The 13,042-nt window shown below is 55.0% G+C and carries 15 protein-coding genes; 3 read left to right on the top strand and 12 right to left on the bottom strand.

Annotated features, from left to right (window positions below):
* Positions 1-12: 12 nt before the first annotated feature.
* From AVO44_RS03805 to AVO44_RS21225, 5 genes are read right to left on the bottom strand one after another with little or no spacing between them, the layout of a single operon-like run.
* On the bottom strand, positions 13-1,008 hold the full coding sequence (locus tag AVO44_RS03805) for an ABC transporter substrate-binding protein (protein ID WP_068332816.1): 996 nt from the start codon (positions 1,006-1,008) through the stop codon (positions 13-15).
* A complete protein-coding gene (locus AVO44_RS03800; RefSeq protein WP_068332814.1) occupies positions 1,005-1,910 on the bottom strand; it encodes a lysylphosphatidylglycerol synthase transmembrane domain-containing protein in 906 nt (301 codons plus the stop codon). The genes AVO44_RS03805 and AVO44_RS03800 overlap by 4 nt, the downstream gene beginning before the upstream one ends.
* Entirely contained in the window at positions 1,907-3,520 is a 1,614-nt protein-coding gene (locus AVO44_RS03795) for a sulfatase-like hydrolase/transferase (protein WP_068332812.1), read from the bottom strand. The genes AVO44_RS03800 and AVO44_RS03795 overlap by 4 nt, the downstream gene beginning before the upstream one ends.
* On the bottom strand, positions 3,517-4,239 hold the full coding sequence (locus AVO44_RS03790) for a CDP-alcohol phosphatidyltransferase family protein (protein WP_099045638.1): 723 nt from the start codon (positions 4,237-4,239) through the stop codon (positions 3,517-3,519). Before AVO44_RS03790 ends, AVO44_RS03795 begins: the two co-directional genes overlap by 4 nt.
* Before the next feature lie 46 nt (positions 4,240-4,285).
* A complete protein-coding gene (locus AVO44_RS21225) occupies positions 4,286-4,453 on the bottom strand; it encodes a hypothetical protein (RefSeq protein WP_169794825.1) in 168 nt (55 codons plus the stop codon).
* A gap of 182 nt (positions 4,454-4,635) precedes the next feature.
* Here AVO44_RS21225 and AVO44_RS03785 point away from each other — a divergent pair, with 182 nt between their 5' ends.
* A complete protein-coding gene (locus tag AVO44_RS03785; RefSeq protein WP_233421912.1) occupies positions 4,636-5,160 on the top strand; it encodes a YceI family protein in 525 nt (174 codons plus the stop codon).
* A 59-nt stretch (positions 5,161-5,219) separates the two neighbouring features.
* Here the strand turns inward: AVO44_RS03785 and AVO44_RS03780 are convergent, their stop codons facing one another.
* Genes AVO44_RS03780 through AVO44_RS03755 form a run of 6 tightly spaced genes read right to left on the bottom strand, consistent with a single transcriptional unit; the run spans position 5,220 to position 10,444 of the window.
* Positions 5,220-6,125, bottom strand: a complete 906-nt coding sequence (locus AVO44_RS03780) for an HAD-IIA family hydrolase (protein ID WP_068332810.1) — start codon at positions 6,123-6,125, stop codon at positions 5,220-5,222.
* Positions 6,122-6,937 carry a phosphonate ABC transporter, permease protein PhnE gene (phnE, locus tag AVO44_RS03775; RefSeq protein ID WP_068332808.1) on the bottom strand — a complete coding sequence of 272 codons (816 nt, stop codon included), beginning with the start codon at positions 6,935-6,937 and terminating at the stop codon, positions 6,122-6,124. The genes AVO44_RS03780 and phnE (AVO44_RS03775) overlap by 4 nt, the downstream gene beginning before the upstream one ends.
* Positions 6,937-7,752: a phosphonate ABC transporter, permease protein PhnE gene (gene phnE, locus AVO44_RS03770; RefSeq protein ID WP_068332807.1), complete on the bottom strand. Its 816-nt coding sequence runs from the start codon at positions 7,750-7,752 to the stop codon at positions 6,937-6,939. Before phnE (AVO44_RS03770) ends, phnE (AVO44_RS03775) begins: the two co-directional genes overlap by 1 nt.
* Complete coding sequence (phnC, locus tag AVO44_RS03765) at positions 7,749-8,543, bottom strand: phosphonate ABC transporter ATP-binding protein (protein WP_068332806.1); 795 nt, start codon at positions 8,541-8,543, stop codon at positions 7,749-7,751. The genes phnE (AVO44_RS03770) and phnC overlap by 4 nt, the downstream gene beginning before the upstream one ends.
* A gap of 56 nt (positions 8,544-8,599) precedes the next feature.
* A complete protein-coding gene (phnD, locus tag AVO44_RS03760; protein ID WP_068332805.1) occupies positions 8,600-9,574 on the bottom strand; it encodes a phosphate/phosphite/phosphonate ABC transporter substrate-binding protein in 975 nt (324 codons plus the stop codon).
* 54 nt (positions 9,575-9,628) lie between these two features.
* Positions 9,629-10,444 carry a DeoR/GlpR family DNA-binding transcription regulator gene (locus AVO44_RS03755; RefSeq protein WP_068332804.1) on the bottom strand — a complete coding sequence of 272 codons (816 nt, stop codon included), beginning with the start codon at positions 10,442-10,444 and terminating at the stop codon, positions 9,629-9,631.
* Positions 10,445-10,675: 231 nt separating this feature from the next.
* On the opposite strand from AVO44_RS03755, the gene AVO44_RS03750 reads away from it, so the two are divergent.
* Positions 10,676-11,140: an NUDIX hydrolase gene (locus tag AVO44_RS03750; protein WP_068332803.1), complete on the top strand. Its 465-nt coding sequence runs from the start codon at positions 10,676-10,678 to the stop codon at positions 11,138-11,140.
* A 10-nt stretch (positions 11,141-11,150) separates the two neighbouring features.
* Here the strand turns inward: AVO44_RS03750 and AVO44_RS03745 are convergent, their stop codons facing one another.
* Positions 11,151-11,792 (bottom strand): TetR/AcrR family transcriptional regulator, encoded by a 642-nt coding sequence (locus AVO44_RS03745; protein ID WP_068332801.1) that lies wholly within the window; start codon positions 11,790-11,792, stop codon positions 11,151-11,153.
* An 87-nt stretch (positions 11,793-11,879) separates the two neighbouring features.
* On the opposite strand from AVO44_RS03745, the gene AVO44_RS03740 reads away from it, so the two are divergent.
* Positions 11,880-13,040 carry an efflux RND transporter periplasmic adaptor subunit gene (locus AVO44_RS03740; RefSeq protein ID WP_068332798.1) on the top strand — a complete coding sequence of 387 codons (1,161 nt, stop codon included), beginning with the start codon at positions 11,880-11,882 and terminating at the stop codon, positions 13,038-13,040.
* The last annotated feature ends 2 nt before the right edge of the window (positions 13,041-13,042 follow it).

Genomic DNA, 13,042 nt, shown 5'->3' with positions numbered 1-13,042 from the left:
CCAATCCTCGGATCAGCCATAAACCTCTTCCAGGACCGAGCGATCCCACAGGTCTGCCGTAACCTGCCGCCCCAACAAGCCCAGGGTTTCGATGTTCTCAGCAACTGTGTCTTGCGTGAACCAACCGAACCCATGTTCGGCCGTCAGGTCCGAGAACATAAGCGGCACCTGCCGGGCGGCTTGAAGTTTCTGTGCCTCAGGATCAAGCCCGGCATCGGGAAACATTTCTACGGCAAGTGCGGCCGCAGCATCCGTATCTTTGTAATAGTCGTTCCACCCCATCACCTCACCTTTCAGCAACGAGACCAGCGTGTCGCGTCTTTCGGTCAATGACTCTTCGGTGGCGATGTAGGTTTGCGAATGCACGGCATAGCCGTAATCCGCCATGAGCATAGTGGTGTTTTCCACGCCCTGCACCGTCATGGCGACAGGTAAATCGGTTTCCCAGCACAAAAGACAATCCACCTGCCCGCTGACCAGGGGTGCAGGGTCATATTGCGTAGGAACGATTTCAATTTGATTTATGTCTATGCCGTTCAAAGTGCACAGCGCCTGCAGAACCGGTGTGTTGGCCACCGCCATGCCAATCTTTTTCCCGATCAGATCAGCAGGTTCATTCACCGGATTGCCGCTCAATGACGCGATTGCAAACGGGTTCCGTTGCATCGCAACCGCTATTATTTTGAAGGGGGCGCCCTGCTCTACCGCGGCAGCTGTGTAGTCGGCGGCAGAAATTCCAACCAAAGCTGTTCCCGAGACCACTGGCGGTTCGACCGGCGCGTTTGGTCCGCCTTGTGCAAGTGAGACATCCAAACCCAGATCGGACCAATACCCGTTCTTCATCGCGATGTAGCTGCCGCCGAACTGAACAGAATGCAACCACGACAGCTGAAAGGTCACCGGCTGCAGATTGGCCGCGAGCGCGGGCAAAGCCGTAGCAGAGGCAGCAAATCCTGCCGCGCTGGTTTGCAAGAAAAATCGACGTGTCAGATGTACAGGTTTGATCATTGTGAACTTGCCTTCCCTTTTGATGAATGAGATCCGGTAATTCTTGGCCAAAGCACAGCAAAAACAACAGGCAGCGTAGCAACCAGAACAACGGCGCCATAGGTGATGCTGGATGCAAGGCCCTCACTGGAGGTTAGCCCGATGATCGGGAAAAGAGCGGCAGCCGCCCCCTCTCTCCAACCCCAGCCCCCGATGGATAGCGGTATGATCATGGCACACAATATCAGCGGAATGACAGTTACCAAGCTCTCAATGGGTATATCGGCCCCAACGGCGCGGGTAGACGTGTAGAACCCGAAGATGAGACAGAAAGAGCTTACAACGCCCAACAAAAGAAACTCGGTTTGCGATTGTAGCCTGAGAAGGAACGAAACAAATCTGCCAACCGCTGTGTTAAAGCGCGACAAAGCGACAACGGCGATCAGGCCACATCCAAGCGTCAGGACGACCGTCCAGCTCAGCACAGACATGTCGACCGCCAGAGGAAACATCAGCGCAACAGAAAACCCAACGAAAAGAACGCAAATTATTGCGACCTGCCCTAACAAACGATCGGCAAGAACAGATTGCGACGCACGCAGCAGATCTGCCTGATGGCGCGTCCTGAAGGCGCGGGCAACATCCCCGGTGACCCCACCCGGCAGCACCGAATTTGTCAATTGTGCAATATAGTACTCTCGCAATGCAAACGGGTAATCAAACTGGATTTGCAAGGCGCGTGCCGTCAGTTGCCATCGCAGAGCCATCGATAAGGTTGCACCTGTCACCGCAAGGAGTGAGATGCCAATCCATCCCAGATGCAATGACATCAAATGCTCTGAAACCTTGGCAGCATCGGTCCACCACAACAGCGCAAAAATGACACCGATCGAAACAGCCAACCTGATCCAATAGCGCGTCATTTCGCCACCATGGCGGTCGAGGTCGCCCCGGAAAATGCGGCAACAAATTCATCCCGGAAACTGTCCATGCGACGGACCGGCACGTCCGCACCGGGTACAAGACCATCCGTCCAACCCCAGTGTTCGATCCGGTCCAGAACGTGCTGTGGACCGATCATGTGAACCGCGACATCCATGTTGCCGCTGCCCGATACGAACCCGGCTGCCTGATGGTCGCCAGCCACGACAATCAATGGGGCGTCATCAGCCAATTGTGCGACGTGGGAAAAGACAGCGTTCAGGACATAGTCCACCGATCTGCGGTAGGCATCCCGAACGGCGTCCTTGTCTTTCCACAGCACCTCCGGCTCTGGTCCGCGGGCCGCCATTTCGTTGAAAACGGTCCCATTTCCAACATCCTCCCACCGGATCAAATCGGGGATTGGCGTCCATGGGGCATGTGATGATATCAAAGCGATCTGGATAAAGTCAGGTCGTGGGTCCGGCGGCAAAAGGTTGGGGTAGACGGCCAAGGTGAACTGATCAGGCATTGTTACCCATCGGAAGGCATCACCTTCGTACCCGAGAGCTGACTTGTCAAAAATCAAGTCAAACCCCATCGCGTCGCTTTCGGGCCAATCGCGTGTGATCGCAGGCATGATTGCCGTCGTGCGGTAACCGGTATCTTGGGCGATGTGAAACAGCCATTTCTTGCCGCTGTCGATCATTGCCTGATACCGGCCATTATCCGTAGTCCACAAACCACTGCCAAGCGCCCCGTGCGCCAGCCAGCTTTGTCCACCCGCAGTTGGCGAGGTTAGCCAGCCGCTTCTCATGGCGAACCCCAGGTCGGACAAGTCGTTCTGTGCGGTGCGCAAAGTGGCCAAATGCGTCGGCGCATAAAGCGGGTTGTCGAAACTCGCGCGACCGTAACTTTCGATCCAGATCAGGATAACGTCGCGCCCCTCCAATTGGTTCAACAGCCCTCTGCGGTTGGCATAAGCATCTGACAAAGCCGCTTCGCGAAACTGTACCAAGTCCGACGACGTCCTCTGCATCTGGTCCACACGGTCAATCGCCAAACGTGTTGTCCATGTGGTTCCCGGGGGGCTGGCTTGGAGTTTCCAGAAGTTCATATGGTGCCCGGCGTCAGCCACCGCCCACGCGAAACATCCCAGCGCGGCCACACCTGCGGCTTGCGTGGTCTTTCCGCTCGGGCTCAATTCCGCCCAAGAGACCAAACTCCGGAGCAAAACCAGAAACCACAAAGCCAGCAGTAAAGCGGCGAAAACCAACGCGACACCAACCCAGGTGACCCCGAGACTGTCCCGCGAAAATTCAAACCCGGCATTAATCAGCGATCCGTCCACGATTGGGTTGAATGGCCGATTATAGGCCATGAACATCACGTAGTCGGCCAGCTTCAAGACAGTGAGGATCACAAGCACCGACGCCACCAGATGCGTCACACCCGCGCGCCGACCCAATAGCACCATCAACAGCAGCAGAACCGGCAACTCCAACGGCCAACGCATGAATGCGCCCCACCCCATCGCATCAGGATGATTGGGCAGTGCGAACACAACAAAAACAACTGCCGCTCCAAGGGCCGGGATAAGGGCTTGCTTCATGTTGCGCGCCTTAAAAGCCAATTGATATCCACTGCAAATGACCAGCATAGCAGAATTGCGGCAAAAATTGATACCGGCGCTGCCAAAAACTCTGGTGTCATTGGGAACAGCAAAGCAATCAGCGCGCCGATCTGTATCACGCAGATGGCTTTACGCCGAAACGACACGGGCAGGTCAGCGCGCAATGGTGTCACGAAAAAGGATGCGGCACAGAAAAGGTATCGCATGAACCCCAAGACGAGGATTTCAGGGCCCGTCGTGCCCGTTGCCAAAAGCCACATCGCCAAAACAGCAGCCAAAAGCGCGTCAGTTTCCATGTCAAATCTTGCGCCGAACTGAGATGTCAGACCTGCCCGCCTTGCCAACCAGCCATCGATCCCATCCAGCGAAAACGCAGCAGCCGCGACCCAGAATACTAGCCAGCCTGATACGGTCGCGTCGATCACCGCACCGGCAAGAAACGCAACCATCGCAGCGCGCACAAGGGTCACGACGTTGCACAACCCGAATATATTGTGGGGATAAGAGTACCGCAAACCGCGCATCACCAGGACCACAGCTACCCCGAAAATCAACAACGGCACCAGCGCGGACCCATTGGTCAGAAGCGCGGCGCCGACAATGCCGAGCGCGAGAAAACCACTTGAAATACTCAGGCCAACTATCGGTGAATCTACCTCAGCGGTCCTTGCGTTATTAAAAATATCACTGTCAAACATGCACTTCACCAAATTTCTTTGATAACAAACCTAGTACAACAATCAATTACGGGTACCCTCCCAAAGTCTTGTTCGCGTTGGTCCGTCCGCAAAGCGCAGCGACGCTGACAAGGTTTATGGGAGCAAGGCTTGTTTCAGGCGCATCAAGCAGCACAACCGAACCTGTTGCGCGATGACTGTTCGATGTCGTGCAGCACATTTTTTTGATGCTCATGTTTTTTTTCGGCCTTTATCCTTGGTCAATCTATATCATAGTTATTGAATATATTATCCGGAGGGCCGCAGGCGATGAGAATTACACAAAAACCAAAGTTTGCGCTTAGCAGAAGACCAATTCAGCAAATCCTTTGCACCACTGCCGTCTTCGGAATATTCGCAACGGCATCTCTGGCCGATATGGCTCGATACGACCTCGACCCCGATCACACGACGGTTTATTTCACGATTGATCATATCGGCTATGCAAAGACCCTTGGCGTATTCACCGAGGTCACCGGCAGTTTTCTGTACGACACGGAAACTCAGCAACTTAGCGATGTTCAGGTCGCCATCCGAGCAGAATCCGTCACGACCTTCCAAGACGCGCGGGACAGCCATGTTCGCAACCGCGACTTTTTGAACGTGTCGACCTTTCCCGAAATAACGTTCACGGCAAATGGCGGTAATCCTACCAATACAAACTCTGGTACTGTCACCGGTGATCTGACCATTCTTGGCCAGTCCAGACCAGTGACCCTGAACGCAACGCTCAACAAAGTTGCGGAATATCCGTTCGGACACGGCCGTGAGGTGCTTGGGCTTTCGCTGAATACGTCGATTATGCGAAGCGACTTTGGAATGACCTACGGCGTTGACAACGGGCTCGTCGGTGACGAAGTCACTATCAACATCGAAACGGAAGCTATCAAAAGCGACAACTGAGACCGCATATATCGCATTTGCCCCTACGGCCACTGCGCAAATTGGAACGACCGAGGCGTTCAGGGGCGGGTGACAACAAAGTCAGGCACAATGCCTGCCCGCTCGATAGCGGGCCCTACCTCATGCCCTGCGAAAAACCCAAAGCCTGATATAAGCGCCGACGCCACACCGGCAGCACGCGCGCCCAGAATGTCTGTATGCAAGCTGTCGCCGACCATCAGGACGCGAGATTTGTCAACAGTACCGAGCCGCCGGAACGCGAGGTCAAAGATATTGCCGAAAGGTTTTCCGAAGAACTGGGGGACAACTCCGGTCCGGTCAGCCAGGCGGTGCGCAAAAAGACCGGGTTCTTTTGAAAAGCCATCTTCGCGCGGCGCAACAATATCCGGATTTCCGACCCAGACCGGGCGCGGTCGCGCAAGCAAGGCGGTTTCCAACATTGCCTGTCGCGCTTCGGTCCAAGCTGCCGACCCGACCAGCAAGAACCCATCTACGGCGTCATAGGCGTGCTGATCATCCTGTAGATAAGTCAGATTCAAACCTTCCAGATCCCGAAGACCCGCGCTTGGTGTCGCCATCAAACCCCAATGCAGCCCGCTTTGACCATTAAGTTCGCTCAGCAGCGTGGCCCGGCTGGTAATCACATCACGCGGTGCAAAATCATAACCAAGCCGTGTGTATTTTTCCATAAGGGTCGCGTGCGGAAATCCCGCAGCGTTTGACACAACTAACACGCGCTTGCCAGCAGCTTGCAGCGACTTGACGCGCTCGGGCGTTCCAGGGATCGCGGTTTCCCCGATATTGAGAACTCCGAACGCATCAAGAAGGAACACGTCGAACTCATCCGCGATATCCTCCAGCGTATCGGCGTGTCGATAGGTCACCTCAGCCGGCGCGACCTCGGGCATCCGGTGGCGCACAGCTTCGTAAGCGTCAAAAGCGTCCTGAGTTGTGACACCGGTCAAATGATCGCTCCTCGGACTTTTGCCGAAACCCACTCACTGATCATGACCGCGACGAGAATTACAATCAGGATCAGGCTGACCTGCGGCCACGCCAGAACATTAAGCGAGGCCGACAATTGCAACCCGATGCCACCAGCACCAACCAGCCCCAGAACCGTGGACTCGCGGATGTTGATATCCCAGCGGAACACCGCAATGCCAGCAAAGGCGGGCAGGATTTGTGGCACGATCCCATAAGCCATGACCTGCCACCGCGACGCGCCTGTCGCCGTTATGGCCTCGACCTGGCTGTGATCGATTTCCTCGATAGCTTCATAAAGCAGCTTAGCGCAGAATCCGATCGACCGGATAGCGATTGCAATGACACCCGCAAAGACGCCGGGCCCGATGATTGCGATCAGCAACAGCGCCCAGATCAACGAGTTGATCGAGCGTGTCGAAACGATGACCAACAGGGCTATCGGTCGGATAAACAGCGCTGATGGCGTTGTATTCCGCGCGGCCAGAAACGCCACGGGCACTGCCAGGATCAAGGCAATGATCGTTCCAAGCGTGGCAATGTTGAGCGTATCCCAGATCGGGCGGCCTAACTGGGTGATATAATCCCATTTAGGCGGTGTCGCTCGCGTCCAAATGTCGTTGGCAATGCGGGGTGCGTCCCAAACAAAGAACCAGGTCGTAGACTCTGAAATCAGCTGCCAGCAATAGACAAAGACCGCCACGCCCAACAGCCACCCGAACCAGCGAACCAGACTTTGGCCCGTAGTCCGCCTGCGCCAGATATGCGCATCGTCGCGTTCAAGTACGGGCATTACTGGACCCTCGCTCGGATAATGCCTGAAAGGTATTCAAGCGCCATAACGATCCCGATGATCAGGATGAGGATTGCAGCAGCCGTGTCGTATTCATACCTATCAAACGCGGTATTCAGTGTTGCGCCAATCCCACCGGCCCCAACCAGCCCGAGGATCGCGCTTTCGCGAAAGTTGATATCGATGCGGTACATGGAAAGCCCGACAAGGCGCGGCATGACCTGCGGCTGAACCCCGTAGTTGATCCACTGCATCCAACGCGCGCCAGAGGCTTTGATCGCCTCGGCCTGAACCTTGTCCATCGCCTCGATATCTTCGGCGAGAAGCTTGGACAGAAACCCGATAGTGGCAAAGGAAAGTGTCAGGAACCCTGCCAGCGGGCCAAACCCAAAGATGGCCACCAGCAAAATGGCGACGATGATCTCTTGCAAGGCCCGGCTGATGGCAACGATGCCGCGGCACACGATGTAGACCGGCAGCGGGGCTATGTTGCGTGCTGCGCCCAATCCGATTGGGATCGAAATCAAGATACCCACAACCGATGCAGCAACGGTCATCACGATACTCTCAAGCAGGCCGCTCCAGATATCGCCCCAGCGCGAAATGAAATCCGGGCTTGTGAAAGCCAGAACAAACGCCCAGCCCCTGTCCAGTCCTTCGTAAACCCGACCCCAGTCCACATCGATGGTCAGAAACGCTGCGATCAGATAGGCGACAAAGCCCACACTCAATGCCCAGCGGAGCCACGCATTTTTGACAAAGGCTGGTTTACGCCAGCCTTTTCCCAGCATGTCATCAAGTTCTCTGTGGCTCATTCTGCGGCCTCGACTTCTTCGTCATCGTCCACTTTTTCAATGGTCGCTTCCCAATCTTCTTCGCCGTAAATCTCGGTCAGCTTGTCCGGGGTAAGGCCTGTCGGGCGACCATCGTAAACAATTTCTCCAAACCGAAGACCCACGACACGGGGCACAAACATCTGCGCAAGGGCCACATCGTGAATATTGATGATCGCTGCCAAACCGCGCTCATGACATAGCTCGGTGATCAGCCGCATGATCTGACGGCTGGTTTTCGGGTCCAACGAGGCTGTCGGCTCGTCAACCAACAAGAGTTTCGGGTTTTGAATCAGGGCACGGCAGATACCGACCCGTTGACGCTGGCCGCCTGACAATTCATCTGCGCGTTTGTCGGCCATGTGCAGCAGCCCCACCCGATCCAGCAGGCGGAAGGCCTCATCAATGTCCGACTGCGGATACCGCCGCAGAAAACTGCGCCAGAAACCGACATATCCCAACCGCCCCGACAGGACGTTTTCCATCACGGTCAGCCGTTCGACCAACGCATATTCCTGAAAGATCATGCCCATCTCGCGGCGCGCTTTCCGCAATGCACCGGACCCCAGCCGGGTCAGGTCCACGTCGTCCAAAAGGACACCACCGCTTGTTGGTTCAACCAAGCGGTTGATACAGCGGATCATGGTTGATTTGCCCGCGCCAGACGGCCCGATCAACGCAAGCACCTGCCCTTTTGGCACCTCAAGATCAATTGCCTTAAGCGCCTGATCCCCGGTTTTGTATGTTTTCGTCAGCTTTTGAAGACGCAGCATGTATTGCCCCTGCTTAGGGTGGAAAGCGGGCCCCTCAGGCCCGCCTTTGATAGATTTTACTCGCAGGCGTATGAGACGCCATTTGCCGCGTCAATCTTGCGGATCACGTCCCAGAACTCCTGATACGTCATTTCAAGGAACTGCCCTTCGTTCGACTTCGAGAACTCGGCTTCAAGCGTTGTGCCTTCCCATTCAAAGCTGAAGAACGCGTTGCGGATTTTCTCCTGCAACTCGGGCGTCAGGTTGTAAACGGTGCCAAAACCAGTGGTCGGGAAAGTCTGCGATTTATAGATGGTGACGACGTCATCCTCTTTGATCACATCGCGCAAGATCATCCGCGACTTGACCGAGTTCGCAATAGACGCCGCGAGGTAGTCCTTGTTTGCCACCCCGAGGATCGAGTTATCGTGCTTACCCGAATAAACTGGTTCGAAATCACGCTCGGGCAGAAGATCAAAATCGCTCTTTAAAATAGCCGAAGGTGCTTTGAACCCGGAATTTGAGGTGGGCGACGTGAACGCCAGCTGTTTGCCCTTGATATCCTCGACCTTTTCAATCCCTGACCCGGGATAAGTAATAATCTCCATTTCATAACCGAAGTTACCGTCTTTGGACGCCATGATCGTAAACGGACGGAACCCGGCGCAGTTTACCGCCAAAGGGTTGGAGCCCGTGTTGAAACCCGCGATATGCAGACGGCCCGAACGCATCGCTTCGATCTGGGCGGCATTGTTCTGAACAGGGAAAAAGACAACTTCCTTGCCGGTTTCGGCTTCGAGATGCTCCAAAAAGTCAGACCACGCAGTCTTGTAAACGGCCGGATCTTCGACCGGAGTGTATGCAAAGATCAACGTTTCAGGGTCAATCAGTTGCGAAGGATCCGTTGGAATATCTGCGATCAGATCGCCGTCAGCGTCGCAAAACCGCTCATCCAGGTCACCGCGCGGGCAGTCTTGTGCTGAAGCCGTCCCAGCCAACGATAACAGCGAAATTGCCGAGGCGCTGATAAGTAGTTTGATGTCAATTTTCATGTTTTCCTCCCAGGTTTGCGCGGTTTTTTTGCAGGCCGCTGTAAATCTTCCAATTCAGTGTTTGCCAGCTACGAGAATATCGACCTCGGCACTGTTGATCGTCCTGAGCAACTCGCCCTTCGGCTTTGCGTCGGTGATGATCGAATCCAACCCGGGAAAGCCCTGAACCAAGGTCAGTCCCTTGCGGCCGAATTTCCCGGACGCAATCAAAAGGTGGCGTTTCGTGGCGCGCGTCAGCATCATCCTTTTGACCGCGGCAAAGCCCCGAACGGTTTCTGACGGGCCTTCTGTTGAAAACCCCGAGGATCCGATCATGCACCGGTCGACGTGGAAACGGGACAGGAACTCCAGCGTCTCGGTTCCGATTGTTGCGGATTCGGATGCCAGGTATTCTCCCGGGCACAGCAGAACCTGAACAGCGCCTTGGCCAAGGGTCATTGCAACGGGAATGGAGTTCGTAATCACCGTACATTCGGTCCCAAGATAGGCCAGCGCACGCGCCATTTCGATGGTGGTCGAGCCAGAATCGATCATGACCGTCTCGCCATCCTGAACCAGGCCAGCCGCACAGTTCCCAATTCTTTCACGCTCTTCAACCTGTGCGCTGGTCCGTTCATCCAGACTTGGATAATGGCCTTGCGTCGGGGCCGATGCGCCCCCATGGGCGCGCGCGATCAGGCCGTCACTGGACAGGGCTTCGAAATCCCTCCGCACCGTCTCGGTCGAGACATTGAAGCGTTGCGCCAATTCGTTGATGCGAACATGCGGGCGCAGCTTCAACTCCAGCAAAATTTGCTGGCGCCGGTCGGATTTTTTGACCCGGTCCTGAGGCTTTTCAGGTTTCAAAATGCGCGGTTTTGTTTCGGGCATCCCATGGCTCGACCAAATTTCTTGTTCACTTTTGTGGGCTTTCGGTCATTTTGCAATATTTTTTGTTGCATAACCCTCATTGAATGTGAGAGTTCGACAGACCGAAATCACTGTTCAGCTAAGCGAGCATGATCAGGTGGAACACATTGGGAAAGTCAACCGACCGGCGTATGCACCGGGCTCGTTCATGTCGGGTTGGCTATAAAGCGATTGGCAGAAACGTAGGAATACATGCGCCAGAATGAATGGACAGAGCAGATTGCGGCACTTCCGATGCGCTGGGACAAGAGCGGAAATCTACGCGTTCTGATGGTCACGTCACGTGATACGGGACGGTGGGTTGTTCCGAAAGGATGGGTGGTGGACAGTAAAAAGCCCTGGCGAACCGCTGAAATCGAAGCATTGGAAGAAGCAGGTGCGGTTGGCGTTGTTTCGAAACGACCAATCAGTCATTTTTTCTATGACAAACAGTACGAAGACAAAAGTGACGTCCGCTGTCGTGTAACTGTTTTCCCCATGGTCGTTGAAAAGCTAAAGCGACGCTGGAAAGAAAAGGATGAACGTACCCGTGACTGGTTTACGCCCGACCAGGCCGCAAAGCTGGTGGCGGAACAAGACCTGTCGCACTTTTTAAGGGATCTGCCAGACAATCAGGAAGCTCAGGCCGCCATAAAGCGACTTCGAAAAGCTGCGTAGCCAGCCGCAATCAATTCAGCATTCGTTCCGCAACATCATCGAGAAGAGTTTGCAAGTCGAACTCCTCACCTTTTTCAGCAAGACCATGGTCGCGCAAGATGAATGAAAGACCGTGAACAAAACTCCACAGTAAAAAACCACGCCGACGCACCTCTGCGGTGATTTCCGACTCACCCAGGCATTTGGCGACCTCGGTCAGTAGAATCTCAAAACTCTGCTGACCTCCTTCATCCAGGCGGGGGTCAGAAATACGATCCGTGAACCCGCCAAATTTCAACCGGAAAATACCGGGTTCATTTAGCGCGAAGGCAACATATTCCATCCCGATCGCCGTAATGCGTTCTGGTGATCCCTCTGGGATACCCTCAAGCGCGGCAAGCATGTTTTCACGATGCCGCGCCATCCCCTCAAGTACGACCGCCACAAGCATTTCTGTCTTATCTTTAAAGTGTTTATAGGGTGCTGCCGTAGAAACACCTGCCAAGCGGCAAGCGTCTGAAACCGAAAAACTGTCCGGCCCTTTTTCTTCAACCAACTGCCGGGTTGCGTCTATTAAAGCCGCGCGAAGATCACCGTGGTGATAGGCCTTTTTGCTCGCGGTTTCAGGCCGCGTTTTTCTGTCTTTGGTCAAAAGATTTTTTGTGCTTGTCATGATCCAAGATGTCGCAGATCACGTACCTCTTGTCAAAGTAAGGCGTTCTAACATATGTTAGAGGCACTAACTTGACGAGGTTCCGATATGCCGAATCCAGACACAAGCCCGACCGAGCCAAAAAGACCGACGCTGCTGTCACGCCTTTTGCGCGGCACGGTTCGGATTGGACTGACCGTCAGTGTCATCGCCCTTGCGGCGGGGGCGGTATATTTCGGGGCGTCCGAGTTGACGCGTCGGGCAAATGCCGTACCGGCACCAGATGCCGCCGCGGTCACGCCTGTATCAGTGACTCCGATCAAGCAGGAAACATCTTTCACCGTTGACCGCATTTTCATCGGCCAGGTCGAACCACAGCGGTCCGCCGATATCTCATTCGAACTGAATGGCCGGTTGGACAAGATTCTGGTGGATGAAGGGGAAGAGGTCGCAAAAGGTCAGTTGCTGGCAACCCTTGATATCGCGCTGCTTGAGGTTGAACAGGATCGCTTGACTGCCTCACGCAATGCCATCGCCGCCCAGCTTGCTTTTGCCGAAAAGACAGTCGAACGGAATACCAAGCTCATTGGTCAGGGCTTTACCAGTCAGGCCCGTCTTGACGAGGCCGTCGCACAACAAGATGAGTTGCTTTCCAGGATCGGAGAGCTGGACGCAGCCCTGCGCGACGTAACCGTAAGAATTCAAAAATCCAGCATCGAAGCACCTTTTGCGGGCCGGATAACCTCACGGCATGTAGATGGGGGCGAAACGCTGCAATCAGGTGAGATGGTACTGGGCATGGTAGAAGTTCTTTCGCCCCAGGTTCGGATAGGCATACCGCTTGATGTGAACCCGTCACTTTTGTCGAACGTTGAAATTGAAATTGCCGATGCGCATTACCAAGCCAAGCTTGCAACGTTGCGACCGGATATCGACCCTCTTACCCGAACCCGCACGGCGTTGTTTGATCTCAAGAACGGGCTCGACGTTGCGTTTGGACAGACGGCGCGCGTCCACGTGCACGATCCGGTAGAAAGTGTCGGGACCTGGGTGCCGACCACCGCCCTGAAAGAAGGCGCGCGCGGACAGTGGACGCTGTTGGTGGCAGATGCGCAAAAAACCGTTCGCGTGGCGAGCGTTGAGGTTTTGCATGCCGAGGATGAACGCGTCTTTGTCCGGGGTGTATTTCCCGATGGCACTGTCCTGATCGACCAGGGGCCACAGCGCGTTACCGCTGGTCAGCGCGTCACCTTCGATACCACCGAGTGACG

This window comes from Ruegeria profundi (genome assembly GCF_001507545.1).
Lineage (GTDB): Bacteria > Pseudomonadota > Alphaproteobacteria > Rhodobacterales > Rhodobacteraceae > Ruegeria > Ruegeria profundi.
The sequence above is the reverse complement of the archived record's forward strand: the minus strand, read 5'-3'. Positions and strand labels throughout refer to the sequence as shown.